Origin of the sequence: Streptomyces sp. NPDC053541 (assembly GCF_044544705.1) — a bacterium.
Lineage (GTDB): Bacteria > Actinomycetota > Actinomycetes > Streptomycetales > Streptomycetaceae > Streptomyces.
Genome location: NZ_JBITXM010000006.1, coordinates 136,543 through 161,161, shown reverse-complemented (window position 1 = coordinate 161,161; position 24,619 = coordinate 136,543). Strand labels below are relative to the sequence as shown.

The following is a 24,619-nucleotide window of genomic DNA, read 5'->3' as shown; positions in this document are numbered from 1 at the left end:
CGGGGCACCCCGTGGGGGCGACCGCCATCGCCGGTCGCCCCCACCCGGGGTTACGCGGGGGCGCACTCCCGCTCCGCCGGTTCCGCGCGGGCCGGCAGGGTCTCCGGCAGCAGGGCGAAGCAGCCCAGGCTCACCAGGGCCACCACCGTCAGATAGGCCGCCACGCCCCACGGCGGGCCCGGGGAGCCGCCGTCCGAGACGGCCGTCGCCACGATCGGGGTCAGCGCGCCGCCGAGGACGCCCGCCAGGTTGTAGCCGACGGCCGCGCCGGTGCAGCGCACCCGGGGCTCGTACAGCTCCGGCAGGTACGCGGCGACCACGGCGAACATCGCCATGAAGGCGAGCAGCGAACCCAGGAAGCCGAGGAACATCGGCAGCGGGCGCCCGGTGTGCAGCAGCGCCACCATCGGGAACATCCACAGCGCCGAGGCCGCGCAACCCGCCAGGCACAGCGTCCGGCGTCCGTAGCGGTCGCCGAGCAGCGCGAAGACCGGGGTCAGCGCGCCCTTGACCGCCACCGCCGCCATCACACAGGTCAGCATCACCGTGCTCGGCACCCCCAGCCGCTCCGTGCCGTACGCGAGGGCCCAGGTGGACACCGTGTAGAAGACGGCGTAGCCGACGGCCAGCGCGCCCGCCGTGAGCAGCACCAGCCGCCAGTGGCCGCGCACCACCTCGGCGAGCGGCGCGCTCGCCTGCCGCCCCTCGGCGGCCAGCGCCTCGAACTGCGGGGTCTCCGCGAGCGAGGAGCGCAGGGCGAGCCCGGCGGCGGCGAGCAGCCCGGCCGCCCAGAACGGCACCCGCCAGCCCCAGGAGCGGAAGTCGGCGTGGTCGAGGCCCGCGGTCAGCGCCAGCATCACCCCGTTGGCGAGCAGGAAGCCGACGGCGGGCCCGATCTGCGGGAAGCTCGCCCACAGCGCCCGCCGCCCCGCCGGGGCGTGCTCGGCGGTCAGCAGCACCGCCCCGCCCCATTCGCCGCCGAGCCCGAGGCCCTGGAGGAAGCGCAGCACGAGCAGCAGGGCCGGCGCGGCGACGCCGATGCTGTCGTACGTGGGGACGCAGCCGACCGCGACGGTGGCGCCACCGGTGAGCAGCAGCGAGGCGAACAGGACCGGGCGCCGCCCGTGCCGGTCGCCGACGTGGCCGAAGACGACCGAGCCGAGCGGCCGGGACAGGAAGCCGATCGCGAAGGTGCCGAAGGCGGCGAGGGTGCCGGCGGCGGGGGAGAAGGTCGGGAAGAACAGCGGTCCGAGGACGAGCGCGGCGGCCGTCCCGTAGACGAAGAAGTCGAAGAACTCGATGGCGGTGCCGACGAGCGAGGCGGCGGCCAGCCGGCCCATCGACGGAGGGTGACTGCGGTGCTGGTGCATGTCGCGCCAACTACCCGCGGGCCGCTCCGGTTACGGGGGCGCGCGGGGGCGCCCCCGGCGTCACCAGCCGCGCTCGCGCCACTCCGCGAGGTGGGGGCGCTCGTCACCGAGCGTGGTGTCCCGGCCGTGCCCCGGGTAGACCCAGGTCTCGTCGGGCAGCCGGTCGAAGAGCTTGGTCTGCACGTCGTTCAGCAGGCTCGCGAAGGCCTCGGGGTCCTTCCAGGTGTTGCCGACGCCGCCGGGGAAGAGGCAGTCGCCGGTGAAGACGTGCGGGTGCCCGTGCGGGTCGTCGTAGATCAGCGCGATCGAGCCGGGGGTGTGGCCGACCAGCCGGCGGGCGGTGAGCGAGACCCGGCCGACGGTGAGGGTGTCGCCGTCCTCCACGAGCTCGTCGGTGCCGACCGGGATGCCCTCGGCGTCGTACGCCCCGGCGTAGGTGCGGGCCCCGGTGGCCGCGACGACCTCGGCGAGGGCCTGCCAGTGGTCGCCGTGCCGGTGGGTGGTGACGACGCCGGCGATGCCGTCGTCACCGATCAGCGTGAGCAGGGTGTCGGCCTCGTTGGCCGCGTCGATCAGCAGCTGCTCGCCGGTGGCCCGGCAGCGCAGCAGATACGCGTTGTTGTCCATCGGACCGACCGCGACCTTGGAGATCATCAGGTCGGTCAGCTCGTGCACGTCGGCGGGCCCGCCGACCTTCACCACTCCGCTGTACGTCATGGGCTCAGCCTAGCCCCGGCCGGGGAGGGCCGGGGCGGGGTCGGGGAGGGGGCGCGGAGGGCCGGGGTCAGAGGGCCGGGAGGTGGGGGAGGGGGCCGCCCTCGGTGGTCAGGGCGGCGCCGTCGCGGCGGCCGGCGAGCCAGCCCAGCAGGTCGGCGGCCGGGCCGGTGACGGTGACGTCGCCGGAGTCGCCGCCGGTGGTCCAGGTGCGCCCGTCGGGGGCGCGCAGCAGGGTCCGCGGCACGTTCGCGAGGCCGCTCCAGCGGTCGGCGAGGAAGTCGATCTCGCGGTCGACGAACTCCTCGGGCAGGTCCTCGAGCTCGTAGCCGGCGCCCAGGTCGACGTGGTGCAGGGCCACCTCCACCCAGCGGCGGAAGGGGATCCGGGAGGCGCTGTCGGTGACGCCGTTGCGCAGCTCGACGGTGCGGTTCCAGTCGGCGGGCTCCTCGGCGACCGCGCGGAAGCGGTCGGCGGTCTCGCGCAGGTCGGCGAGCTGGGCGTCGAGGGGGCGGCCGGCGCCGTGCTCGATGTCGGCGTCGCGGGTCTCCGCGTCCTTGTACATCGGCAGGCCGCGCAGGACGTTCACGAGGGCGTCGGCGTTGCGGGCGAGGTGGGACAGGACGTGGCCGCGGGTCCAGCCCGGAAGCCGTGACGGCTGGGCGAGCGCCGCGTTGTCCCAGGAGGAGACCGCGTCGATGAGCCGGTCGGTCGCCTCGTACAGGGAGGCGAGGTCACGCGAATGGTCGATCATGGCGCCGACCCTAGGCGGTTCCGGGCCGGTCCGGCCAGGGCCCAGGGGCCGCGACCTGGGGCGACGCCCCCGGGGCGCCACTCGTTCGGGTGAAGAGCTCGGCGAAGGTCCGGAAATCGAATGTGCGTGCTATAAGCTCGATGGAAGCATCCGGCATCCTTGGTTGTTGGGTGTTCAGGCACATCCGCTCTCTGAAGAAAGGTGCGGACCGGCGTGGCCGACCGTCTCATCGTCCGTGGCGCTCGCGAGCACAACCTCAAGAACGTCTCGCTCGACCTCCCCCGTGACTCCCTCATCGTCTTCACCGGGCTCTCCGGGTCGGGCAAGTCCTCCCTCGCGTTCGACACGATCTTCGCCGAGGGGCAGCGCCGGTACGTCGAGTCGCTCTCCTCCTACGCCCGTCAGTTCCTCGGCCAGATGGACAAGCCGGACGTCGACTTCATCGAAGGTCTGTCGCCCGCCGTCTCCATCGACCAGAAGTCGACCTCGCGCAACCCGCGCTCGACGGTCGGCACGATCACCGAGGTCTACGACTACCTCCGGCTGCTCTTCGCCCGCATCGGCAAGCCGCACTGTCCCGAGTGCCGCCGGCCGATCTCCCGCCAGTCGCCGCAGGCCATCGTCGACAAGGTCCTGGAGCTGCCCGAGGGCAGCCGCTTCCAGGTGCTGTCGCCGCTGGTGCGCGAGCGCAAGGGCGAGTTCGTCGACCTCTTCGCCGACCTCCAGACCAAGGGCTACAGCCGCGCCCGGGTCGACGGGACGACGATCCAGCTCAGCGAGCCGCCGACGCTGAAGAAGCAGGAGAAGCACACCATCGAGGTGGTCGTCGACCGCCTCACCGTCAAGGACAGCGCCAAGCGCCGGCTCACCGACTCCGTCGAGACCGCCCTCGGGCTCTCCGGCGGCATGGTCGTGCTCGACTTCGTCGACCTCCCCGAGGACGACCCCGAGCGCGAGCGGATGTACTCGGAGCACCTCTACTGTCCGTACGACGACCTGTCCTTCGAGGAGCTGGAGCCGCGCTCCTTCTCCTTCAACTCGCCCTTCGGCGCCTGCCCGGACTGCACCGGCATCGGCACCCGGATGGAGGTCGACCCCGAGCTGGTCGTCCCCGACGAGGACAAGTCGCTCGACGAGGGCGCCATCCACCCCTGGTCGCACGGCCACACCAAGGAGTACTTCGGCCGGCTCATCGGCGGTCTCTCCCAGGCCCTCGGCTTCCGCACCGACATCCCGTACGCGGGTCTGCCGGCGCGCGCCAAGAAGGCGCTGATGTACGGCCACAAGACCCAGGTCGAGGTGCGCTACCGCAACCGGTACGGGCGCGAGCGCTCCTACACCACGCCGGCCTTCGAGGGCGCCGTCTCCTTCGTGAAGCGGCGGCACAGCGAGGCCGAGAGCGACTCCAGCCGCGAGCGCTTCGAGGGCTACATGCGCGAGGTGCCCTGCCCCACCTGCGAGGGCAGCCGGCTCAAGCCGATCGTGCTCGCGGTCACCGTGATGGACAAGTCCATCGCCGAGGTCTCCGCGATGTCGATCAGCGACTGCGCCGAGTTCCTCGGCCGGCTCACGCTCAACGCGCGCGACAAGAAGATCGCCGAGCGCGTCCTCAAGGAGGTCAACGAGCGCCTGCGCTTCCTCGTCGACGTCGGCCTCGACTACCTCTCGCTCAACCGCGCCGCGGGCACCCTCTCCGGTGGCGAGGCCCAGCGCATCCGGCTCGCCACCCAGATCGGCTCCGGCCTGGTCGGCGTGCTCTACGTGCTCGACGAGCCGTCCATCGGCCTGCACCAGCGCGACAACCACCGGCTCATCGAGACCCTGGTGCGACTGCGCGACATGGGCAACACGCTGATCGTCGTCGAGCACGACGAGGACACCATCAAGGTGGCCGACTGGGTCGTCGACATCGGCCCCGGCGCCGGCGAGCACGGCGGCAAGGTGGTCCACTCCGGATCCCTGAAGGAGCTGCTCGCCAACGAGGAGTCCATGACCGGGCAGTACCTGTCCGGCCGGCGGGCCATCGTCACCCCGGAGATCCGCCGCCCCGTCGACCCCTCGCGCCGGCTGACCGTGCACGGCGCCCGGGAGAACAACCTGCGGGACATCGACGTCTCCTTCCCGCTGGGCGTCCTCACCGCCGTCACCGGCGTCTCCGGCTCCGGCAAGTCGACCCTGGTCAACGACATCCTCTACACCCACCTGGCGCGCGAGCTGAACGGCGCCAAGTCGGTGCCCGGACGGCACACCCGGGTGGACGGCGACGACCTCGTCGACAAGGTCGTGCACGTCGACCAGTCGCCCATCGGCCGCACCCCGCGGTCCAACCCGGCGACCTACACCGGCGTCTTCGACCACATCCGCAAGCTCTTCGCGGAGACCATGGAGGCGAAGGTCCGCGGCTATCTGCCCGGCCGCTTCTCCTTCAACGTCAAGGGCGGCCGCTGCGAGAACTGCTCCGGCGACGGCACGATCAAGATCGAGATGAACTTCCTCCCGGACGTCTACGTCCCGTGCGAGGTCTGCCACGGCGCCCGGTACAACCGGGAGACCCTGGAGGTCCACTACAAGGGCAAGTCCATCGCAGAGGTCCTGGACCTGCCCATCGAGGAGGCCCTGGACTTCTTCGAGGCCGTCCCGACCATCTCCCGCCACCTGCGCACCCTCACCGAGGTCGGCCTCGGCTACGTGCGCCTCGGCCAGTCCGCGCCGACCCTCTCCGGCGGCGAGGCCCAGCGCGTCAAGCTCGCCTCCGAGCTCCAGAAGCGCTCCACGGGCCGCACGGTCTACGTCCTGGACGAGCCGACCACCGGCCTCCACTTCGAGGACATCTCGAAGCTGATCAAGGTGCTCTCCGGTCTGGTCGACAAGGGCAACTCGGTGATCGTCATCGAGCACAACCTGGACGTCATCAAGACCGCGGACTGGATCATCGACATGGGCCCCGAGGGCGGCAGCGGCGGCGGTCTCGTCGTCGCCGAGGGCACCCCCGAGGAGGTCGCCTCGGTGCCGGCCAGCCACACCGGCAAGTTCCTGCGGGAGGTCCTCGGAGCCGAGCGGGTCAGTGACGCCACGGCCGCCGTCCCGGCCGCCCGCGGCGCCCGGAAGGCCCCGGCGAAGAAGACGGCGGCCGCCACCAAGACGGCCGCCAAGACCGCCGCCGCCAAGAAGGCCGCGCCGGCGAAGAAGGCCGCCGCCAAGAAGACGGCCACCGGACGGGCCCGCAAGGCCTGACCGGCCCCGCCACCGCCCCGAGGGGGCGCCCACCGACAGGAGGGCGCCCCCTCAGCCGTCGGCGAGCCCGTCGGCGAGCTCCCGGGCGTACGGCGGCTCCGCGCCCGCCCGGGTGCAGGTGACCGCCGCCGCCCGGGCGGCGAAGGCCAGCAGCTCGCGCCAGTCCGCCCGGTCGAGCGCACCCGGCGTCCGCCCCGCCAGTCCGTGCAGCAGCGCCGCGTTCACCGTGTCGCCCGCGCCGATCGTGTCCACCACCGGGACCCGCACGCCCGGCACGGACACCTCGTGCTCCCCGGTGAACACCGTCAGCCCCGCGCCGCCCCGGGTCAGCACCACCGCCGCCGGTCCGGCCCTGAGCCAGCCGGCGGGGGAGCCGCCCAGCCACCGCGCGTCCTCCTCCGACAGCTTCAGCAGCGAGACGTCCGGCAGCCAGCCCGCGAACCGCTCCCGGTACGCCTCCGCGTCCGGGATCAGCCCCGGCCGCACGTTCGGGTCGAGCAACGTCAGCAGGCCCTCCCGCGCCGAGCGCCGCAGCAGCGCCTCGTACGCGCTCGCGCCCGGCTCCAGGGCCAGCGAACAGGTCCCGAAGGCGACCGCCCGCACCCCCTCCGGCAGGCGCTCCGGCAGCTCGAAGAACCGGTCCGCGGTGCCCTCCACGTAGAAGCCGTAGCGCGCCGAGCCGTCCGGCCCCACCGCCGCCACCGCCAGCGTCGTCGGTTCCGGACCGCGCTGGACCAGGCCCGTGGCCACCCCGGCCCCGGCCAGCCGCGCCATCAGCGCCTCGCCGAAGGCGTCCGTCGACACCCGCGAGCAGAAGGCCACGTCCGCGCCGAGTCGCCCCAGCGCCACGGCGGTGTTGTACGGGCCGCCGCCCGGCCGGGGCAGCAGCGGGGCCAGGGGGCCCGGCGCCCCGTCCGGGACCAGGTCGATCAGGGACTCACCGGCGACGACGATCACGCACCGGAACGTAACCCATCACCGCCCCGCCCCGGCAACCACCGGCCCGCCCTGGCGGCCGCCGCCGAGCCCGTCCCGGCCCCGGCACCCGCCCGCCGGACCCCGCGCGGGCGCCGGTATCGTCGGTTCGGTCCCTTTTCCGGGGCCGCCCGTCCCCGTACCGACACCGTGGAGCGCTCATGTCCGGCCAGTCCACCCGCCGCACCGTCCTCAAAGGCGCCGCCCTCGCCGGGGCCGCCGGGCTGGGTGTCGCCGCCTGCTCCACCGACTCCAAGCTCGGCCACGCGGAGAATCCCACGCCCACCGCCCCGGTCGCCCTCGGCGCGCCCGACGAGGTCCCCGTCGGCGGCGCCAAGCTCTACCGCGAGCAGCGGCTCCTCGTGCACTGCCCGGCCAAGGGCCAGTACAAGGCCTTCAGCGCCCAGTGCACCCACGCCGGCTGCGTCCTGGACAAGATCGAGGACAACGAGGGCAACTGCCCCTGCCACGGCAGCCGCTTCGACGTCACCACCGGCAAGGCCCTCCAGGGCCCGGCGACCGTGCCGCTCCCCGAGGTCCCCGTCCGCGTCGAGAACGGCAAGCTCGTCGCCGGCCCGGAGAGCGCCCCCAAGGCCTGACCGGCGCCCACCGCGCACCGCCCCTCAGGACCAGTCCCACTCGATCCCGAGGATCCCGGCGCGCACCCCCTGCTCCACCACGTGCACCGAGCGGTGCCGGCCGTTCAGCGTCAGCTCCGCCCGGCCGCCGCGCGGCGCGCCCGTCGAGGCCTGCGCGAAGCGCCGGCAGCGCACCGGCAGGGCCGCCTCGTCGAAGCGCACCTGGAGCACGTACTGCCCGCCGGCGAAGCCGAAGCCCCGCACGTACTCCCGGCTCGGCCCGCCGGTGCCGTCCTCGAAGCCGTACGAGAAGACGAAGGTGTCGCCGACCCGCAGCCGCGCGTCGAAGAGCAGCTCGGCCACCAGCACCCCGGTCTCCGCGTGCCGTCGCACCCGCCCGACCCGGCAGTTCTCCGCCGCCCGCACCCGCACCCGCTCCGGCTCGCAGCCCGGGTCGCCCCGGTGGATCGCGAGGTAGCGGTCGACCCCGTCCCGGTGCGCCCGCACCACCTGCTGCGAGTCCCGGCCGAGCAGCTCGCGCCCGGCGCCGATCCGCACCCGCTCCTGGTGCCCCACCGTGTGCAGCCCGCCGTCCGCCGGGCACTCCAGCTCCGCGAGCAGCTCCTCGACCACCCCGGAGGCCTCGACCAGGGAGCGGTACGAGCGGGCCGCCGGGCGCTCCACCTCGGAGCGGGCGGCGGCGTCCTCGCGCAGCAGCCGGATCAGCGAGTCGCCGGGCAGCTGGAGCACCTCCTCCAGGGCCCGCACCGCCTTCATCGACTCCGGCCGCTGCGGCCGCCGGGCGCCCTGTTGCCAGTAACTCAGCGAGGTCACGCCGACCTTGACGCCCCGGTGCGCCAGATGGTGCTGCACCCGCTGGAGCGGCAGCCCGCGCACCGCGAGCGCCGTGCGCAGCGCCAGGTGGAAGGGACCGGTGTGCAGCAGCTGCACCAGATCGGCCTCGGTGTGGCTCACGAGGGCTCCTCAGTGAACGTTCACGGCAGGGGACGGCGGAGGGCGCGCCGCCGGGGCGGGCGGGCAGGTGGGCGGGGGACGGCCGTTCACATCCGGGTCACACCGTTCACAGCCCGCCGTCACCCCGCATTGAAGCGTGTTGACCCGATCCGGACAACGATCGATGCTCCAGACAGCGTCCGGACGCGCTCCTCTCCCCCCACTCACTCCCCACATCCCCACCCCGGGAGGAACGCGATGCGCAAGCGAAAGGCCCTGGCGGTGCTCGCCGCAGCCGCCGCCCTGTTCCTCGTCCCCGCCGCACCGGCGTCCGCCGCGCCGGCTTCGGCCACGGCCCCGGCTTCGGCCACGGTCCCGGCTCCGGCCGGCGAGGACGTCTCCACGTACGCGTACAAGCGCCTGAACATCACCATGCAGGCCCAGCAGAAGACCAACTGGTGCTGGGCGGCCGGCGGGAACACCATCGCCACCTGGTTCGGGCGCTCCTACAGCCAGAACCAGTTCTGCAACGCCGCCTTCGGGCGACAGCAGGGCTACGACTGCCCCAACTGGCAGGCCACCCTCGGCAACGTCCAGGACGGACTGAGCTGGGCGGGCGTCAACCCCGGTTCGTACGTGAGCGGTTGGCTGCGGTACTCGACCGTGCAGACCGAGATCGACGCGAACCGGCCGGTCGAGACCCGCATCCAGTGGGCGAGCGGCGGCGGCCACATGCACGTCCTGTACGGCTACGACGACGCCAACGGCTGGGTCTACTGGGGCGATCCGTGGCCGTCGAGCGACCGCTACAACTGGGCCTCGCACGCCTGGTACGTGAACAACGGCTCCTTCTCCTGGACCCACTCGCTCTACCGGATCGGGGCGTGACGGCGATGACCACGACCACGGAGGTACGGTTCCGGGCGCTCGGCGCCGGTCTGCTCGCGGCCGCGGTGCTCCTGGGCCTCGGCGCGGTCCCGGCCGAGGCCGCGGAAGGCCCGGCGACCGGGGCGACCCCGGAGCAGGCGGCGGCCGCGCCGCGGACGCTCGACACGGTGGCCCGCTTCTTCGCACGGGACGCGGCCCTCGGACGGTCCGCCGCCGCGCCCCGGATCGAGGGCCGCTCGGTGCCCGTCCGGATCCTGTCGCCCGACTTCGTCGCCGGGAAGCCGGGGGCGCCGGTCGCCCGGGTCGAGTTCCACGCGAGCACGGCGGTCGCCGCCGACGGCCGGACCGCCTCGCTGTGGACCGTGCCCGCCCCCGGCGGCGGCTGGCAGGTGGTGAACATCGCCACCGGCGACGACGAACGGCGCTTCGACGCGCGGGGCCGGCGGGCGCTGCCCGGCGGGACGGTCTTCCGCGAGCCGCAGATCGACGCGTGGTTCGCCTGGAAGGGGGACACGGTGCTCCCGCTGGACGAGGACGCGGTGCGGGCCGTGGGGCGGAACGGCACGACCCTCGCCGCCTACCGGGACCGCGTGGCACGGGCCTACGGCGACAAGCTGCCCGGCTCGGCGTACGCCCGGAAGGGCGCGGCGGGCGGCTACGACCCGGCGGCCCCGGCCACGGCATCGGCGGCGCGGCGTGACCCGGCCGTCACCGGCGCTTCCGCGGCGGCCGGCGCGGGCGCCCTGCTCGCCCTCGCCCTGACCGCGACGGCGGCCCTCCGCCGCCGGGCCGCGCGCACGGACTGATCACCGGCGCCGCCTGCCCCGGCCCCCGCGCGCCCCCACCGCGCGGGGGCCGGACCCCGCCTCCCGGCGACCGGCGGGCACGGCCTGGGTGTCGGTCCCCGCCAGTAGGGTGGGACCCATGGCCGACCCCTCCAGCTACCGCCCCAAGCCGGGACAGATCCCCGACTCGCCCGGGGTCTACAAATTCCGCGACGAGCACCGCCGGGTGATCTACGTCGGCAAGGCGAAGTCCCTGCGCCAGCGGCTGGCGAACTACTTCCAGCCGCTGACGAGCCTGCACCCGCGCACCGCGACCATGGTGACCACGGCCGCGTCCGTGGAGTGGACCGTGGTGTCCACCGAGGTCGAGGCGCTGCAGCTGGAGTACTCCTGGATCAAGGAGTTCGACCCCCGGTTCAACGTGAAGTACCGGGACGACAAGAGCTATCCGTACCTCGCGGTGACGCTGAACGAGGAGTTCCCGCGGGTCCAGGTCATGCGCGGGCACAAGAAGAAGGGCGTGCGCTACTTCGGGCCGTACGCGCACGCGTGGGCGATCCGCGAGACCGTCGACCTGATGCTGCGGGTCTTCCCGGTGCGGACCTGCTCCGCCGGGGTCTTCCGCAACGCCGCCTCCGCCGGGCGCCCCTGCCTGCTCGGCTACATCGGCAAGTGCTCGGCGCCCTGCGTCGGCCGGGTGAGCGCCGAGGAGCACCGCGAACTCGCGGAGGAGTTCTGCGACTTCATGGCCGGCCGCACCGGCACTTATCTGCGCCGCCTGGAGAAGCAGATGATGATCGCGGCCGAGGACATGGAGTACGAGAAGGCCGCCCGGCTGCGCGACGACATAGGGGCGCTGCGCAAGGCCATGGAGAAGAACGCGGTGGTGCTCGCCGACGCCACCGACGCCGACCTGATCGCCCTCGCCGAGGACGAGCTGGAGGCGGCCGTGCAGATCTTCCACGTCCGCGGCGGCCGGGTGCGCGGCCAGCGCGGCTGGGTCACCGACAAGGTCGAGGCCGTCGACACCGCCGGGCTCGTGGAGCACGCCCTCCAGCAGCTGTACGGCGAGGAGAGCGGCGACGCGGTCCCCAAGGAGGTCCTGGTCCCGGCCCTGCCGGAGGACGCCGGGGCGGTCAGCGCCTGGCTCTCCGGGCGCCGCGGCTCCCAGGTCTCCCTCCGGGTGCCGCAGCGCGGCGACAAGAAGGACCTGATGGAGACGGTCGCGCGGAACGCGCAGCAGGCCCTCGTGCTGCACAAGACCAAGCGGGCCAGCGACCTCACCACCCGCTCCCGCGCCCTGGAGGAGATCGCCGAGGCCCTGGACCTGGACGCGGCCCCGCTGCGCATCGAGTGCTTCGACATCTCGCACCTCCAGGGCGAGGACGTGGTGGCGTCCATGGTCGTCTTCGAGGACGGCCTGCCCCGCAAGAGCGAGTACCGGCGCTTCCAGATCAAGGGCTTCGAGGGGCAGGACGACGTCCGGTCCATGCACGAGGTGATCAGCCGCCGCTTCCGGCGCTACCTCGCGGAGAAGGAGAAGACCGGCGAATGGGGTGTCCCCGCCGAAGGCGGGGGACCGGTCGACGGAGAGGTGCCGGCGGACGCCGACGGCCGGGACGAGGACGGGCGGCCCAAGCGCTTCGCCTACCCCCCGCAGCTCGTCGTGGTCGACGGCGGGCAGCCGCAGGTCGCCGCCGCCCGCCGGGCCCTGGACGAGCTCGGCATCGACGACATCGCCGTCTGCGGCCTCGCCAAGCGCCTGGAGGAGGTCTGGCTGCCGGGCGAGGACGACCCGGTGGTGCTGCCCCGCACCAGCGAGGGCCTGTACCTCCTCCAGCGGGTGCGTGACACGGCTCACGACTTCGCCATCCGTTACCAGCGGTCCAAGCGGAGCAAGCGCATCCGTACCAGCCCCCTGGACGCGATCCCCGGCCTCGGCGAAACCCGGAAACAAGCCCTCATCAAGCATTTCGGCTCGGTCAAACGCCTCCGGCAGGCGACAATCGAGCAGATCTGCGAGGTCCCCGGCATGGGCCGCAAGACGGCCGAGGCCGTGGCGGTGGCCCTCGCGCAGGCGGCCCCGGCCGCGCCCGCCGTGAACACGGCCACAGGAGAGATCATGGAAGACGACGGGGGCACCACCGCATGACCGAGCACCACGAGCCGGCCCCGCCGGCCCGGCACGACCGGCAAGAAGAGCCCGAGTACGAAGACGGAGCACCAGACATGAGTACGGGCACCAAGGAGCCCGCCGCGGCCGAGACCAACGGCGACGCGGCCATCCCCGAGCTGGTGATCATCTCCGGCATGTCCGGCGCCGGCCGGTCCACCGCGGCGAAGTGCCTGGAGGACCTCGGCTGGTTCGTCGTCGACAACCTGCCGCCCGCGCTGATCCCCACCATGGTGGAGCTCGGCGCCCGCTCCCAGGGGAACGTGGCCCGGATCGCGGTCGTCGTCGACGTCCGCGGCCGCCAGTTCTTCGACAACCTCAAGGACTCCCTGGCCGACCTCGACGCCAAGCAGGTCACCCGCCGGATCGTCTTCCTGGAGTCCTCCGACGAGGCCCTGGTCCGGCGCTTCGAGTCGGTCCGCCGGCCCCACCCGCTCCAGGGCGACGGCCGCATCGTCGACGGCATCGCCGCCGAGCGCGACCTGCTGCGCGAGCTGCGCGGCGACGCCGACCTGGTGATCGACACCTCCAGCCTCAACGTGCACGAGCTGCGCGCCAAGATGGACGCCCAGTTCGCCGGCGACGAGGAGCCCGAGCTGCGGGCCACCGTGATGTCCTTCGGCTTCAAGTACGGCCTGCCGGTCGACGCCGACCTGGTCGTCGACATGCGCTTCCTGCCCAACCCGCACTGGGTCCCGGAGCTGCGCCCCTTCACCGGCCTCAACGAGGAGGTCGCGAACTACGTCTACAACCAGCCCGGGGCCAAGGAGTTCCTGGACCGCTACACCGAGCTGCTCCAGCTGATCGCCGCCGGCTACCGGCGCGAGGGCAAGCGGTACGTGACCATCGCGGTCGGCTGCACGGGCGGCAAGCACCGCTCCGTCGCCACCGCCGAGAAGCTGGCCGCCCGTCTCGCCGCCGAGGGCGTCGAGACCGTCGTCGTCCACCGGGACATGGGGCGCGAGTGAAGCAGTACCGCCGGCGCACGCCGACCCTCTCGGTGCGGCGTGCGCTCCGCAGGCGCGGCGCCCAGCCCAAGGTGGTCGCGCTCGGCGGCGGCATGGGCCTGTCCGCCTCGCTCGCCGCCCTGCGCCGCATCACCGGCGACCTGACGGCCGTGGTCACCGTCGCCGACGACGGGGGCTCCAGCGGCCGGCTCCGCGAGGAGCTGGGCGTGCTGCCCCCGGGAGACCTCCGCAAGGCGCTCGCCGCGCTGTGCGGCGACGACGACTGGGGCCAGACCTGGGCCCGGGTCATCCAGCACCGCTTCCAGTCCCGCGGCGAGATGGGCGGCCACGCCGTCGGCAACCTGCTGATCGTCGCCCTCTGGGAGCAGCTCGGCGACCCCGTGCAGGCCCTGGACCTGGTCGGCCGGCTGCTCGGCGCGCAGGGCCGGGTGCTGCCCATGTCGGCCGTGCCCCTGGAGCTCCAGGCCCTGGTCAGGGGCCACGACCCGGCGCGCCCGCACGACGTGGACACCGTGCGCGGTCAGGCCACCGTGGCGCTCACCCCGGGCGAGGTGCAGTCCGTGCACCTGGTGCCGCACGACCCGCCGGCCGTGCCCGAGGCGGTCGCCGCGGTGCTCGACGCGGACTGGGTGGTGCTCGGCCCCGGCTCCTGGTTCTCCTCGGTGATCCCGCACCTGCTGGTGCCGGAACTGCTCGACGCGCTGATGGAGACCAAGGCCCGCCGGGTGCTCTCGCTGAACCTCGCGCCGCAGCCCGGAGAAACCGAGGGCTTCTCCCCGCAGCGTCATTTGGAGGTTTTGGCACGACACGCCCCTAAACTCGCCCTGGACGTGGTGCTGGCCGACGAGGCAGCCGTGCGCGACGTGTGCGCCAGGGAGCCCCTCGCCGAAGCCGCCGAGCGGTTCGGCGCCGCGGTCGAGCTGGCGCCGGTGGCCCGGCCCGACGGCGCTCCGAAGCACGACCCGGAGCTGTTGGCCGCCGCGTACGACCGTATTTTTCGGATGCATGGAAGGATCGGCCCATGGCGATGACGGCAGCGGTGAAGGACGAGATCTCCCGGCTCCCCGTCACCCGGACCTGCTGCAGGAAGGCCGAGGTCTCGTCGATCCTGCGGTTCGCGGGCGGGCTGCACCTGGTGAGCGGCCGGATCGTGATCGAGGCGGAGCTGGACACCGCCATGGCGGCGCGCCGGCTCAAGCGGGACATCCTGGAGATCTTCGGGCACAGCTCGGAGCTGATCGTGATGGCCCCCGGCGGACTGCGCCGCGGCTCCCGCTTCGTGGTGCGGGTGGTCGCCGGCGGCGACCAGCTGGCCCGGCAGACCGGTCTGGTGGACGGCCGCGGCCGGCCCATCCGGGGCCTGCCCCCGCAGGTGGTCTCCGGGGCCACCTGTGACGCCGAGGCGGCCTGGCGGGGCGCCTTCCTGGCGCACGGCTCGCTGACCGAGCCGGGCCGCTCCTCCTCCCTGGAGGTCACCTGCCCCGGCCCCGAGGCGGCGCTCGCCCTGGTCGGCGCCGCCCGCCGGCTCTCCATCGCCGCCAAGGCCCGCGAGGTGCGCGGCGTGGACCGGGTCGTGGTCCGCGACGGCGACGCGATCGGCGCCCTGCTCACCCGGCTCGGCGCGCACGAGTCGGTGCTCGCCTGGGAGGAGCGCCGGATGCGGCGCGAGGTCCGCGCCACCGCCAACCGGCTCGCCAACTTCGACGACGCCAACCTGCGCCGCTCGGCCCGCGCCGCGGTCGCCGCGGGCGCCCGGGTGCAGCGCGCCCTGGAGATCCTCGGCGAGGAGGTGCCCGAGCACCTCGCCGCCGCCGGCCGGCTGCGCATGGAGCACAAGCAGGCCTCCCTGGAGGAGCTGGGCGCGCTCGCCGACCCGCCGCTGACCAAGGACGCGGTGGCCGGCCGGATCCGCCGGCTGCTCGCCATGGCCGACAAGCGGGCGCAGGACCTGGGCATCCCCGGGACCGAGTCCAACCTGACGGAGGAGCTGGACGACAGCCTGGTCGGCTGACCCTCCGGAGTCCCCAATTCCCTTCTGCCGGTGCCTTTCTGAGGCACCGGCAGTCTTTTGTTCCAGGTGCGGCGGGTGGTCTTGACAGGGGTATGAGCCACCACGAGCCTGGCGTCTGTTCACATTCGTGGCAGACGACAGCAAGGGGGGCTGATGAGACGCAGAGCGGGAGCGATCCTCGCCACTGCATCACTGGTCATCGCGGGTCTGGCGGCGGCACCCGGCGCCGGGGCGCGACCCACGGGCCGGGACGGGGACGCCGAGCACGTCTCCGTCTGGCGGGCCACCGTGACGAAGGAGCAGCTGCCGCTGCTCCTCGACGCCGGCACCGACGCCCACGAGCTGACCGAGCAGGTGCCCGACCGGGGCTCCGCCACGGTCGAGCTCTACCTCACCGACGCACAGGCCGGGCAGCTGCGCCGCAAGGGCGTCCGGCTCGCCGAGCACAGCCTCGACGCCGGCGCCGAGCGGCGGGTCGCCGCCGCCGGGGACGGCGTCTTCCGCCCGTACGGCGGCGAGGGCGGCCTCAAGCAGGAGATCCTGGACACGGCCCGCGCCAACCCCGGGCTCACCAAGGTGCTCTCGATCGGCAAGACCGTGAGGGGCCAGGACATCCTCGCCCTCAAGGTCAGCAAGGGCGCCGCGAAGACCAGGGACGGCAGCAGGCCCGCCACGCTGTACCTGTCCAACCAGCACGCCCGCGAGTGGATCACGCCGGAGATGACCCGCCGGCTGATGCACCACTACCTGGACGGCTACGGCAAGGACCCGCGGATCACCCGGATCGTCGACACCACCGAGCTGTGGTTCGTGCTCTCCGCCAATCCCGACGGCTACGACCACACCCACGCGGACCCGGCCAACCGCCAGTGGCGCAAGAACCTGCGGGACAACAACGGCGACGGCCGGATCACCTCCGGCGACGGCGTCGACCTCAACCGCAACTTCGGCTACAAGTGGGGCTACGACGACGAGGGCTCCTCGCCCGACCCGGCCGACGAGACCTTCCGCGGCCCCGCCCCGATGTCCGAGCCGGAGACCCGGGCCCTGGACGCCTTCGAGAAGCGCATCGGCTTCCGCTACGGCATCAACTACCACTCCGCCGCCCAGCTGCTCCTCTACGGCGTGGGCTGGCAGGTCGCCACCGACACCCCGGACGACGTCGCCCTCAAGGCGCTCGCCGGCACCCCGCAGAAGCCGGCGATCCCCGGCTACCGCTCGCAGCTCTCCTCCGAGCTCTACACCACCAACGGCGAGGCGGACGGACACGCCGCCAACGTCAATGGGATGCAGATGTTCACCCCGGAGATGTCGACCTGCGCCACCGCCTCCCGGGTCGACCCGAACGACGCCTGGGACCCGGCCGACTGCGCCTCCGTCTTCACCTTCCCGGACGACGAGAAGCTGATCCAGGCCGAGTTCGCGAAGAACGTCCCGTTCGCGCTCGCCGTCGCCGAGACCGCCGCCCACCCGGACACCCCGGTCTCCCCGGTCGGCATCGAAGCCCCCGACTTCACCCCGGACGCCTTCGCCACCTCCTACGCGGGCGGCGGCGACCAGAAGGTCGCCGTCACCGCCCGCAAGTCCGTCCGCGCCAAGACGCTGAACTACCGGATCAACGGCGGCCGCGTGCACCAGGCGCCGCTGGCGGCCTGGCAGGGCGGCGAGACCTTCGGCGGCGAGGACAACCTCTACTTCGACCAGTACCGGGCCGAGGTCGAGGGCGCCCGCACCGGCGACCGGGTCGAGGTCTGGTTCACCGGCCGCACCCGCGCCGGCAAGGCGACCGCCTCCGCCCCCTTCACGTACACCGTGGCCGAGCGGCCCCGCGGCGACGTCCTGGTCCTCGCCGACGAGGGTGGCACCGCCGCCGCCCGGCACACCGACGCCTATGTGAAGGCGCTCGCCGCGAACGGGCGCCGGGCCGCCGTGTGGGACGTGGCCACCCAGGGCGCCCCGCACGCCCTCGGCGTCCTGAGCCACTTCCGCACGGTCGTCTGGTACACCGGCGCCGAGCAGCCCTCCGGGTCCACCCTGCTCGCCGTCCGCGCCTACCTCAACGAGGGCGGCAAGCTGATCAACGCGGGCGAGAAGTCCGGCGGGCAGGTCCGGGTCGGCCGGGCCGACTCCAACGACTTCGCGCAGTACTACCTCGGCGCCTTCCGCAGGGCCGGCCTGAACGCCCCCGGCTCCTTCGCCGGCTCCGGCCGGCTCGGCGGTGCGGGCGCGGCGCTCGGCGCGGCCGAGGGCAACCCGCTCGACAACGCCGGCGCCTTCACCGTCACCTCCGACACGCTCACCCCGGACCGCTTCCCGCAGTTCGCGAGCAGCGCCGCCGCCGGCGACTACCCGGGCGTCCGGACCCCCTTCGAGCCGTACGCGGGCAGCCGCTTCGCCGCGCTGCGCCACACCGACGGCACCTGGGGGCGGCTCAGCCGGACCGTGGACCTCACCGGGGTGACGGCCGCCGCCGGGCCGAAGCTGACCTTCCAGGTCAGCCACGACACCGAGCCGGGCTACGACAACCTGATCGTGGAGGCCCGCACGGCCGGCCAGGACGACTGGACGACCCTGCCCGACGCCAACGGCGGCACCTCGTCCGAGCCGCCCGCGGACTGCGGCGAGGGCTACTACGTCAAGCAGCACCCCTTCCTGGCGCACTACCTCACCGTCGGCCAGGACGGCGGCTGCGCCGCCACCGGCACCACGGGCGCCTGGCACGCCTTCACCGGCCCGTCCAACGGCTGGCGGCAGGCGAGCGTCGACCTGAGCGCCTACGCGGGCAAGCGGGTCGAGCTGGCGATCTCGTACGTGTCCGATCCGGGCACCGGAGAGACGGGCGCGTTCGTCGACGAGCTGACCCTGTCGACGGGCTCCGCGACCGAGACCGAGGGCTTCGAGACCGGAATGGGCGCTTGGTCCGTCCCGGGCCCGCCCGCCGGAAGTCCCGGGAACGGAAGTGACTGGACCCGTTCCGAGGCCCTGTTCCACTCCCAGGCAGCGGTCACCACCCGTGACACCGTCCTGCTGGGCTTCGGCCTGGAGCACGTCCCGAATGCGACGGAACGGGCCACTCTTCTCAGAAGGGCGCTTACTTCGCTCCGAAGCTGATTCGAGCGCTCAGGCGAGCACCCGTTTTCGTCACTCCCTGTAGTCGTAGGCCGGGTCCCCGGACGGCCCTTACCTGTTGGTAGGTAAGGGCTGTCGGCCTTTTTCCGGCACTTTCCGGGCGCGTACAGGTGCACTCGATGTCACGCGGAGCCATCCGGAGAGGTAGGGTCGTAAGCGGTCGGGGACATCCCAAAAGAGAAGCTCGCCGGGCGTCGAACACACCCGGCGTACCTAACGAGGAGATCGGTTCGTGACGATCCGCGTAGGCATCAACGGCTTTGGCCGTATCGGTCGCAACTACTTCCGCGCGCTCCTTGAGCAGGGTGCCGACATCGAGGTCGTGGCCGTCAACGATCTGGGCGACACCGCGACCACGGCCCACCTGCTGAAGTACGACACCATTCTGGGCCGCCTCAAGGCCGAGGTGACCCACACCGCCGACACCATCACCGTCGACGGCCACACCATCAAGGTGCTGTCCGAGCGCAACCCGGCCGACATCCCGTGGGGCGAGCTGGGCGTCGACATCGTCATCGAGTCCACCGGCATCTTCACCAAGCGCGAGGACGCCGCGAAGCACCTCGCCGGCGGCGCGAAGAAGGTCCTCATCTCGGCCCCGGCCAAGGACGAGGACATCACCATCGTCATGGGCGTCAACCAGGACAAGTACGACCCGGCGAACCACGACGTCATCTCCAACGCCTCCTGCACGACCAACTGTGTCGCGCCGATGGCCAAGGTCCTCGACGAGAACTTCGGCATCGTCCGCGGTCTGATGACCACGGTCCACGCGTACACCAACGACCAGCGCATCCTGGACTTCCCGCACAAGGACCTGCGCCGCGCCCGCGCCGCCGCGGAGAACATCATCCCGACCACGACGGGTGCCGCCAAGGCCACCGCCCTGGTCCTCCCGCAGCTCAAGGGCAAGCTCGACGGCATGGCCATGCGCGTGCCGGTCCCGACCGGTTCGGTCACCGACCTGGTCGTCGAGCTCTCCCGCGAGGTCACCAAGGACGAGGTCAACGCCGCGTTCAAGAAGGCCGCGGACGGCGAGCTCAAGGGCATCCTGTTCTACACCGAGGACGCGATCGTCTCCTCGGACATCGTGGGCGACCCGGCCTCCTGCACCTTCGACTCGTCGCTGACGATGGTCCAGGAGGGCAACTCGGTCAAGGTCCTCGGCTGGTACGACAACGAGTGGGGCTACTCCAACCGTCTCGTCGACCTCACCGTCTTCGTCGGCGGCCAGCTCTAAGCTCTCTAAGCTTCTGAGCGGGCTTTCGATGTGAAGCAGGGCTCGGGCAGTGCGATGGCGCACTGTGCGAGCCCTGTGTCGTGTGCTCCACCGCGTGTACCAAGGAGTCAGAGAAACAGATGAAGACGATCGACGAGCTGCTCGCCGAGGGCGTCACCGGCAAGCGGGTGTTCGTCCGCGCCGACCTCAACGTGCCCCTCGACGGCACCACCATCACCGACGACGGACGCATCCGCGCCGTCGTCCCGACCGTCAAGGCGCTCGCCGAGGCCGGCGCCCGGGTCGTGGTCGCGTCCCACCTCGGCCGCCCCAAGGGCGCCCCGGACCCGGCGTTCTCGCTCGCCCCGGCCGCCGCCCGGCTCGGCGAACTGCTCGGCGCCGACGTGGCCTTCGCGACCGACACTGTCGGCGAGTCCGCCAGGGCGACCGTCGCCGGCCTCGCCGACGGCCAGGTGGCCGTCATCGAGAACCTGCGCTTCAACGCCGGCGAGACCTCCAAGGACGACGCCGAGCGCGAGGCCTTCGCCGCGCAGCTGGCCGAGCTCGCCGACCTCTACGTCGGCGACGGCTTCGGCGCCGTGCACCGCAAGCACGCCTCGGTCTTCGACCTCCCCGCCAAGCTGCCGCACGCCGCCGGCTACCTCATCGCCACCGAGGTCGGCGTCCTGAAGAAGCTCACCGAGGACGTCAAGCGCCCCTACGTCGTGGTCCTCGGCGGCGCCAAGGTCTCCGACAAGCTCGGCGTGATCGACCACCTCCTGGAGAAGGCCGACCGCATCCTGGTCGGCGGCGGCATGGCGTACACCTTCCTCAAGGCCAAGGGCCACGAGGTCGGCATCTCCCTGCTCCAGGAGGACCAGATCCCGGCCTGCCTGGAGTACCTGGCCCGGGCCGAGAAGCGCGGCGTGGAGTTCGTGCTCCCCGTCGACGTGCTGGTCTCCGCCGAGTTCCCGGACCTGAAGACCAAGGCCCCCGCCCACCCCACCACGGTCGCCGCGGACGCCATCCCGGCCACCGAGGAGGGCCTGGACATCGGCCCCGAGACCCGCAAGCTGTACGCCGCGAAGCTCGCCGACGCCGGCACCGTGTTCTGGAACGGCCCGATGGGCGTCTTCGAGCACCCCGACTACGCGGGCGGCACCCAGGCCGTCGCGCAGGCGCTGCTCGACTCCCCGGCCTTCACCGTGGTCGGCGGCGGCGACTCCGCCGCGGCCGTCCGGCTGCTGGGCTTCGACGAGAATGCCTTCGGCCACATCTCGACCGGCGGCGGCGCCTCCCTCGAATACCTCGAGGGCAAGCAGCTCCCCGGCCTCGTCGCACTGGAGGACTGACCCCCTTATGAGCACGCGTACCCCGCTGATGGCGGGCAACTGGAAGATGAACCTCAACCACCTCGAGGCCATCGCCCACGTCCAGAAGCTCGCCTTCGCCCTGACCGACAAGGACTACGACGCCGTCGAGGTCGCCGTCCTGGTCCCCTTCACCGACCTGCGCTCCGTGCAGACCCTGGTCGACGGCGACAAGCTGAAGATCAAGTACGGCGCCCAGGACCTCTCGGCGCACGAGTCCGGCGCGTACACCGGCGAGATCTCCGGCGCCATGCTGTCCAAGCTGAAGTGCGCCTACGTCGCCGTCGGCCACTCCGAGCGCCGCCAGTACCACGCCGAGGACGACGCGCTCTGCAACGCCAAGGTGAAGGCCGCCTACCAGCACGGCCTGACCCCGATCCTGTGCGTCGGCGAGGAGCTGGAGGTCCGCGAGGCCGGCGAGGCCGTCGCGCACACCCTGGCCCAGGTCGAGGGCGGCCTGAAGGACGTCCCGGCCGAGCAGGCCGAGAGCATCGTGATCGCCTACGAGCCGGTGTGGGCCATCGGCACCGGCAAGGTCTGCGGCGCCGACGACGCCCAGGAGGTCTGCGCGGCGATCCGCGGCAAGGTCGCCGAGCTGTACTCGCAGGAGCTGGCCGACAAGGTCCGCATCCAGTACGGCGGCTCCGTCAAGAGCGGCAACGTGGCCGAGATCATGGCCCAGCCCGACATCGACGGCGCGCTGGTCGGCGGCGCCTCGCTGGACGCCGACGAGTTCGTCAAGATCGTGCGCTTCCGCGACCAGTGATGATGTAGGCGGCGGAGGAGATCCGTCGTACCCTTGCGGGGGTCGGGCAGGTACGATGCCCGGCCCCCGTCCGTATAAGTCCGAGGAAGTTGGTCCAGCCGTGGTTATGGGGTTTTCGATCGCCCTGATCGTCTTCAGTGCGCTGCTGATGCTGCTCGTGCTGATGCACAAGGGGAAGGGCGGCGGCCTCTCCGACATGTTCGGTGGCGGCATGCAGTCGTCCGTCGGCGGCTCCTCGGTCGCCGAGCGCAACCTGGACCGCATCACCGTCGTGGTCGGTCTGCTGTGGTTCGCGTGCATTGTCGTACTCGGTCTCCTGATGAAGTTGGACGGGTAACTCCAATCACTGGACGCGCGTTGGGCCTTACGTAGACTGGGGCATCTTCGAGCACCATCACGCAGGGAGTTACGACCGTGGCAAGTGGCAACGCGATCCGGGGAAGCCGGGTCGGCGCGGGGCCGATGGGCGAGGCCGAGCGGGGCGAGTCGGCACCGCGTCTCCGCATCTCCTTCTGGTGCTCGAACGGGCACGAGACCCAGCCGAGCTTCGCCAGCGACGCACAGGTCCCGGACACCTGGGACTGCCCCCGCTGTGGCTTCCCGGCCGGACAGGACCGGGACAACCCGCCGGACCCGCCGCGCACCGAGCCCTACAAGACGCACCTGGCGTACGTACGGGAGCGCCGCAGCGACGCGGACGGCGAGGCGATCCTCGCCGAGGCCCTCGCCAAGCTCCGGGGCGAGATCTGACAAGGACCGGCCGAACGGGCCCTGTACGCAGGGCCCGTTCCGTCGTCTATGTGCCCTCTTTCCGGTGGTCGCCGGCGATGTGCGCGGTGAGCGCGAGGGCGGCCGCTGCCCGCGAGTGGGTCAGCTGCGTCACGCGCGCGTAGAGGCAGTCGAGGATCAGCAGCACCGAGTGCCGGGCGCCGAAGCCGCCGTGCCGGAAGCCGGTCTCGGCGGAGGTCGAGGCCAGGTGCACCCCGGCCGCCCGGGCCACCGGGGAACGCGGGTCGCCCGTGATCGCCACCGTCGCCGCGCCCCGCTCCCGGGCCAGCTCCAGCGGGGCGAGCACCTCGCGGGTGGCCCCCGAGTGGGAGAGCGCCACCACCGCGTCGGCCGGGGTGAGCAGCGCCGCGGAGGTCTTCGCCGCGTGCACCTCGGTCCACGAGCGGGCCTCGCAGCCGATGCCGAACAGTCGGGCCCGCAGCTCCACGGCGAGGATCCCGGAGGCCCCCACCCCGTAGACGTCGATCCGGCGGGCCTGCGCCAGGGCCCGGGCCGCCCGTTCCAGGAGCTCGGGGTCGAGGCGCTCGGCGGTCGCGCGCAGCGCCGCGAGGTCGGCCTGGGCGACGGCGGCCACCACCCGCTCCAGCGGGTCGTCGGGGCCGATGTCGGGGCCCAGCGGGCCGGTCTCCCGGCCCTGCTCCCGGGCCAGTTCGAGCAGCAGCCGCTGGTACGAGTCGAGGCCGAGGGCGTGGCAGAAGCGGGTCACGGTGGCCTGCGAGGTGCCGGTGAGCCGGCCGAGCTCGGCGGCGGACAGCCCGGCCGGCCGGGCCGGATCGGCCAGGACCCAGGTGCCGACCTTGCGCAACGAGCCGGACATCCGGGGGAGTTCGGAGCGGATCAGCGCGGTGATCATGCGGGTCCTTCCTCGCCGGACGGTCTCGGGGGAGCGGTGCCGGGGGTCTTGTGGCCGGGTGAATCTATCAACCAGCATGCGCCGTGATGAACGGATCCGGAATTCAGCGGGTGGTCCTCGGCATCGACGCCGGCGGTACGCGGACCAGGGCGCGCTGCGCCGACGCGGCGACCGGCACCGTCCTGGGCGAGGGTACGGGCGGCCCGGGCAACGCGCTGAGCGTGCCCGCGGAGGAACTCGTACGGCATCTGACCGAGGCGCTGCGCGGGGCACTGCCGCCCGGGGTGCGGGCGGCGGTCGGGGCGGTGGTCGCGGGCTTCGCCGGCGGCGGCCCGGGCGGGGGAGCGGCCCGGGCCGGGGCGGCGCTGCGGGCGGCGCTGGCCGAGGCAGGCGCCGACCCGGAGCGGCTCGTGGTGCACGGCGACGCGGAGGTGGCCTTCGCGGCGGGACCGGGCGCCCCGGCCGACGGCCTGGTGCTGATCGCCGGCACCGGCGCGGCCGGCGCGCGGGTGGTGGAGCGCCGTCTGGTCTCGGCGGTGGACGGCGACGGCTGGCTGCTCGGGGACGCGGGCAGCGGCTTCTGGCTCGGCCGGGAGGCGCTGCGGGCGGTGCTGCGGGCGCTGGACGGCCGGGGTCCGGCGACCGCGCTCAGCGGCCCGGTCGCGGAGCTGTGCGGCGGCCTGAGCAAGGAGCGGGTGGTCGGCCACGCCCACGCGGCGCACCCGGTGCGGCTTGCCGCGCTCAGCCCGCTGGTGGTCGCCGCGGCGGCGGCCGGGGACCCGGTGGCGGCCGAGCTGCTGGACCGCGCGGCGGACGAACTGAGCATGACCGTACGGGCGTTGCTGCCCCGGCCCGGGGAGCCGCTGGTGGTCACGGGCGGACTGCTCGGCCCGGGCGGCCCGCTGCTCGACCGGCTCTCCGCGCGGGTGGCCGCCCTCGGCCTCGTCCCGTCCCCGGTGCCCGACGGCCTGGCGGGCGCGGTGGCCCTGGCCCGGCTCGCCGACCCGGGCGCCGGTGTGGTGCCGTCCCCTTGACGGGCCGTCGGGTTGTTGGTTGATTGAACCGGCTGGCCCGGTCTCACTCGGTTCG

At 73.0% G+C, this 24,619-nt stretch carries 21 protein-coding genes; 15 read left to right on the top strand and 6 right to left on the bottom strand.

All coding sequences use genetic code 11. The features are described from left to right. Window positions 1-50: 50 nt before the first annotated feature. The 3 genes from ACIGW2_RS17195 to ACIGW2_RS17185 form a co-directional block, all read right to left on the bottom strand. On the bottom strand, window positions 51-1,340 hold the full coding sequence (locus tag ACIGW2_RS17195; RefSeq protein ID WP_399844282.1) for an MFS transporter: 1,290 nt from the start codon (window positions 1,338-1,340) through the stop codon (window positions 51-53). A gap of 90 nt (window positions 1,341-1,430) precedes the next feature. Continuing rightward, window positions 1,431-2,087, bottom strand: coding sequence for an MBL fold metallo-hydrolase (locus ACIGW2_RS17190; RefSeq protein WP_392175989.1), 657 nt, complete (start codon window positions 2,085-2,087; stop codon window positions 1,431-1,433). 67 nt (window positions 2,088-2,154) lie between these two features. Then, window positions 2,155-2,838, bottom strand: a complete 684-nt coding sequence (locus ACIGW2_RS17185; protein WP_391655248.1) for a maleylpyruvate isomerase family mycothiol-dependent enzyme — start codon at window positions 2,836-2,838, stop codon at window positions 2,155-2,157. Between the two features lie 213 nt (window positions 2,839-3,051). Here ACIGW2_RS17185 and uvrA point away from each other — a divergent pair, with 213 nt between their 5' ends. Continuing rightward, on the top strand, window positions 3,052-6,072 hold the full coding sequence (gene uvrA / locus ACIGW2_RS17180; protein WP_391655249.1) for an excinuclease ABC subunit UvrA: 3,021 nt from the start codon (window positions 3,052-3,054) through the stop codon (window positions 6,070-6,072). Between the two features lie 51 nt (window positions 6,073-6,123). Here the strand turns inward: uvrA and ACIGW2_RS17175 are convergent, their stop codons facing one another. Beyond that, window positions 6,124-7,029 (bottom strand): carbohydrate kinase, encoded by a 906-nt coding sequence (locus ACIGW2_RS17175; protein WP_399844279.1) that lies wholly within the window; start codon window positions 7,027-7,029, stop codon window positions 6,124-6,126. Between the two features lie 179 nt (window positions 7,030-7,208). On the opposite strand from ACIGW2_RS17175, the gene ACIGW2_RS17170 reads away from it, so the two are divergent. Next, on the top strand, window positions 7,209-7,646 hold the full coding sequence (locus ACIGW2_RS17170) for a Rieske (2Fe-2S) protein (protein ID WP_356073102.1): 438 nt from the start codon (window positions 7,209-7,211) through the stop codon (window positions 7,644-7,646). 24 nt (window positions 7,647-7,670) lie between these two features. On the opposite strand, the gene ACIGW2_RS17165 is transcribed toward ACIGW2_RS17170, so the two are convergent. Beyond that, window positions 7,671-8,600 carry a hypothetical protein gene (locus ACIGW2_RS17165; RefSeq protein ID WP_399844276.1) on the bottom strand — a complete coding sequence of 310 codons (930 nt, stop codon included), beginning with the start codon at window positions 8,598-8,600 and terminating at the stop codon, window positions 7,671-7,673. A 237-nt stretch (window positions 8,601-8,837) separates the two neighbouring features. Here ACIGW2_RS17165 and ACIGW2_RS17160 point away from each other — a divergent pair, with 237 nt between their 5' ends. The 12 genes from ACIGW2_RS17160 to ACIGW2_RS17105 all read left to right on the top strand — a co-directional run bounded on the left by ACIGW2_RS17160 (window position 8,838) and on the right by ACIGW2_RS17105 (window position 22,638). Beyond that, window positions 8,838-9,467 (top strand): papain-like cysteine protease family protein, encoded by a 630-nt coding sequence (locus ACIGW2_RS17160; protein ID WP_399844275.1) that lies wholly within the window; start codon window positions 8,838-8,840, stop codon window positions 9,465-9,467. Between the two features lie 5 nt (window positions 9,468-9,472). Continuing rightward, the gene (locus ACIGW2_RS17155) at window positions 9,473-10,273 is read left to right on the top strand and encodes a hypothetical protein (RefSeq protein WP_399844273.1); all 801 of its coding nucleotides are present in this window, start codon (window positions 9,473-9,475) and stop codon (window positions 10,271-10,273) included. 118 nt (window positions 10,274-10,391) lie between these two features. Next, on the top strand, window positions 10,392-12,404 hold the full coding sequence (uvrC, locus tag ACIGW2_RS17150) for an excinuclease ABC subunit UvrC (RefSeq protein ID WP_391655254.1): 2,013 nt from the start codon (window positions 10,392-10,394) through the stop codon (window positions 12,402-12,404). After that, the gene (gene rapZ / locus ACIGW2_RS17145; protein WP_356062535.1) at window positions 12,401-13,393 is read left to right on the top strand and encodes an RNase adapter RapZ; all 993 of its coding nucleotides are present in this window, start codon (window positions 12,401-12,403) and stop codon (window positions 13,391-13,393) included. The genes uvrC and rapZ overlap by 4 nt, the downstream gene beginning before the upstream one ends. Next, a complete protein-coding gene (yvcK, locus tag ACIGW2_RS17140; RefSeq protein WP_361588659.1) occupies window positions 13,390-14,424 on the top strand; it encodes a uridine diphosphate-N-acetylglucosamine-binding protein YvcK in 1,035 nt (344 codons plus the stop codon). Before rapZ ends, yvcK begins: the two co-directional genes overlap by 4 nt. Beyond that, window positions 14,415-15,404, top strand: a complete 990-nt coding sequence (whiA, locus tag ACIGW2_RS17135) for a DNA-binding protein WhiA (protein ID WP_030205188.1) — start codon at window positions 14,415-14,417, stop codon at window positions 15,402-15,404. Before yvcK ends, whiA begins: the two co-directional genes overlap by 10 nt. Before the next feature lie 153 nt (window positions 15,405-15,557). Beyond that, on the top strand, window positions 15,558-18,515 hold the full coding sequence (locus ACIGW2_RS17130; RefSeq protein ID WP_399844270.1) for a M14 family zinc carboxypeptidase: 2,958 nt from the start codon (window positions 15,558-15,560) through the stop codon (window positions 18,513-18,515). 250 nt (window positions 18,516-18,765) lie between these two features. Beyond that, window positions 18,766-19,773 (top strand): type I glyceraldehyde-3-phosphate dehydrogenase, encoded by a 1,008-nt coding sequence (gene gap, locus ACIGW2_RS17125; RefSeq protein ID WP_361588654.1) that lies wholly within the window; start codon window positions 18,766-18,768, stop codon window positions 19,771-19,773. A 119-nt stretch (window positions 19,774-19,892) separates the two neighbouring features. After that, a complete protein-coding gene (locus ACIGW2_RS17120; RefSeq protein WP_391655256.1) occupies window positions 19,893-21,104 on the top strand; it encodes a phosphoglycerate kinase in 1,212 nt (403 codons plus the stop codon). A 7-nt stretch (window positions 21,105-21,111) separates the two neighbouring features. Continuing rightward, the gene (gene tpiA / locus ACIGW2_RS17115) at window positions 21,112-21,888 is read left to right on the top strand and encodes a triose-phosphate isomerase (protein ID WP_361588650.1); all 777 of its coding nucleotides are present in this window, start codon (window positions 21,112-21,114) and stop codon (window positions 21,886-21,888) included. Window positions 21,889-21,994: 106 nt separating this feature from the next. After that, a complete protein-coding gene (secG, locus tag ACIGW2_RS17110) occupies window positions 21,995-22,225 on the top strand; it encodes a preprotein translocase subunit SecG (RefSeq protein ID WP_030205174.1) in 231 nt (76 codons plus the stop codon). A gap of 77 nt (window positions 22,226-22,302) precedes the next feature. Beyond that, window positions 22,303-22,638, top strand: a complete 336-nt coding sequence (locus ACIGW2_RS17105; protein ID WP_003957010.1) for an RNA polymerase-binding protein RbpA — start codon at window positions 22,303-22,305, stop codon at window positions 22,636-22,638. A 46-nt stretch (window positions 22,639-22,684) separates the two neighbouring features. Here the strand turns inward: ACIGW2_RS17105 and ACIGW2_RS17100 are convergent, their stop codons facing one another. After that, window positions 22,685-23,530, bottom strand: a complete 846-nt coding sequence (locus tag ACIGW2_RS17100) for a MurR/RpiR family transcriptional regulator (RefSeq protein ID WP_391655257.1) — start codon at window positions 23,528-23,530, stop codon at window positions 22,685-22,687. 86 nt (window positions 23,531-23,616) lie between these two features. Here ACIGW2_RS17100 and ACIGW2_RS17095 point away from each other — a divergent pair, with 86 nt between their 5' ends. Continuing rightward, on the top strand, window positions 23,617-24,564 hold the full coding sequence (locus ACIGW2_RS17095) for an N-acetylglucosamine kinase (RefSeq protein WP_391655258.1): 948 nt from the start codon (window positions 23,617-23,619) through the stop codon (window positions 24,562-24,564). Window positions 24,565-24,619: the final 55 nt, after the last annotated feature.

What these genes read in the sequence shown, in the direction of transcription:
- ACIGW2_RS17195 (WP_399844282.1), bottom strand. Translation starts at nt 1,340, where the DNA reads ATGGGCCGGCTGGCCGCCGCCTCGCTCGTCGGCACCGCCATCGAGTTC.
- ACIGW2_RS17190 (WP_392175989.1), bottom strand. Translation starts at nt 2,087, where the DNA reads ATGACGTACAGCGGAGTGGTGAAGGTCGGCGGGCCCGCCGACGTGCAC.
- ACIGW2_RS17185 (WP_391655248.1), bottom strand. Translation starts at nt 2,838, where the DNA reads ATGATCGACCATTCGCGTGACCTCGCCTCCCTGTACGAGGCGACCGAC.
- ACIGW2_RS17170 (WP_356073102.1), top strand. Translation starts at nt 7,209, where the DNA reads ATGTCCGGCCAGTCCACCCGCCGCACCGTCCTCAAAGGCGCCGCCCTC.
- ACIGW2_RS17160 (WP_399844275.1), top strand. Translation starts at nt 8,838, where the DNA reads ATGCGCAAGCGAAAGGCCCTGGCGGTGCTCGCCGCAGCCGCCGCCCTG.
- ACIGW2_RS17155 (WP_399844273.1), top strand. Translation starts at nt 9,473, where the DNA reads ATGACCACGACCACGGAGGTACGGTTCCGGGCGCTCGGCGCCGGTCTG.
- uvrC (WP_391655254.1), top strand. Translation starts at nt 10,392, where the DNA reads ATGGCCGACCCCTCCAGCTACCGCCCCAAGCCGGGACAGATCCCCGAC.
- rapZ (WP_356062535.1), top strand. Translation starts at nt 12,401, where the DNA reads ATGACCGAGCACCACGAGCCGGCCCCGCCGGCCCGGCACGACCGGCAA.
- whiA (WP_030205188.1), top strand. Translation starts at nt 14,415, where the DNA reads ATGGCGATGACGGCAGCGGTGAAGGACGAGATCTCCCGGCTCCCCGTC.
- ACIGW2_RS17130 (WP_399844270.1), top strand. Translation starts at nt 15,558, where the DNA reads ATGAGACGCAGAGCGGGAGCGATCCTCGCCACTGCATCACTGGTCATC.
- ACIGW2_RS17120 (WP_391655256.1), top strand. Translation starts at nt 19,893, where the DNA reads ATGAAGACGATCGACGAGCTGCTCGCCGAGGGCGTCACCGGCAAGCGG.
- tpiA (WP_361588650.1), top strand. Translation starts at nt 21,112, where the DNA reads ATGAGCACGCGTACCCCGCTGATGGCGGGCAACTGGAAGATGAACCTC.
- secG (WP_030205174.1), top strand. Translation starts at nt 21,995, where the DNA reads ATGGGGTTTTCGATCGCCCTGATCGTCTTCAGTGCGCTGCTGATGCTG.
- ACIGW2_RS17100 (WP_391655257.1), bottom strand. Translation starts at nt 23,530, where the DNA reads ATGATCACCGCGCTGATCCGCTCCGAACTCCCCCGGATGTCCGGCTCG.
- ACIGW2_RS17095 (WP_391655258.1), top strand. Translation starts at nt 23,617, where the DNA reads ATGAACGGATCCGGAATTCAGCGGGTGGTCCTCGGCATCGACGCCGGC.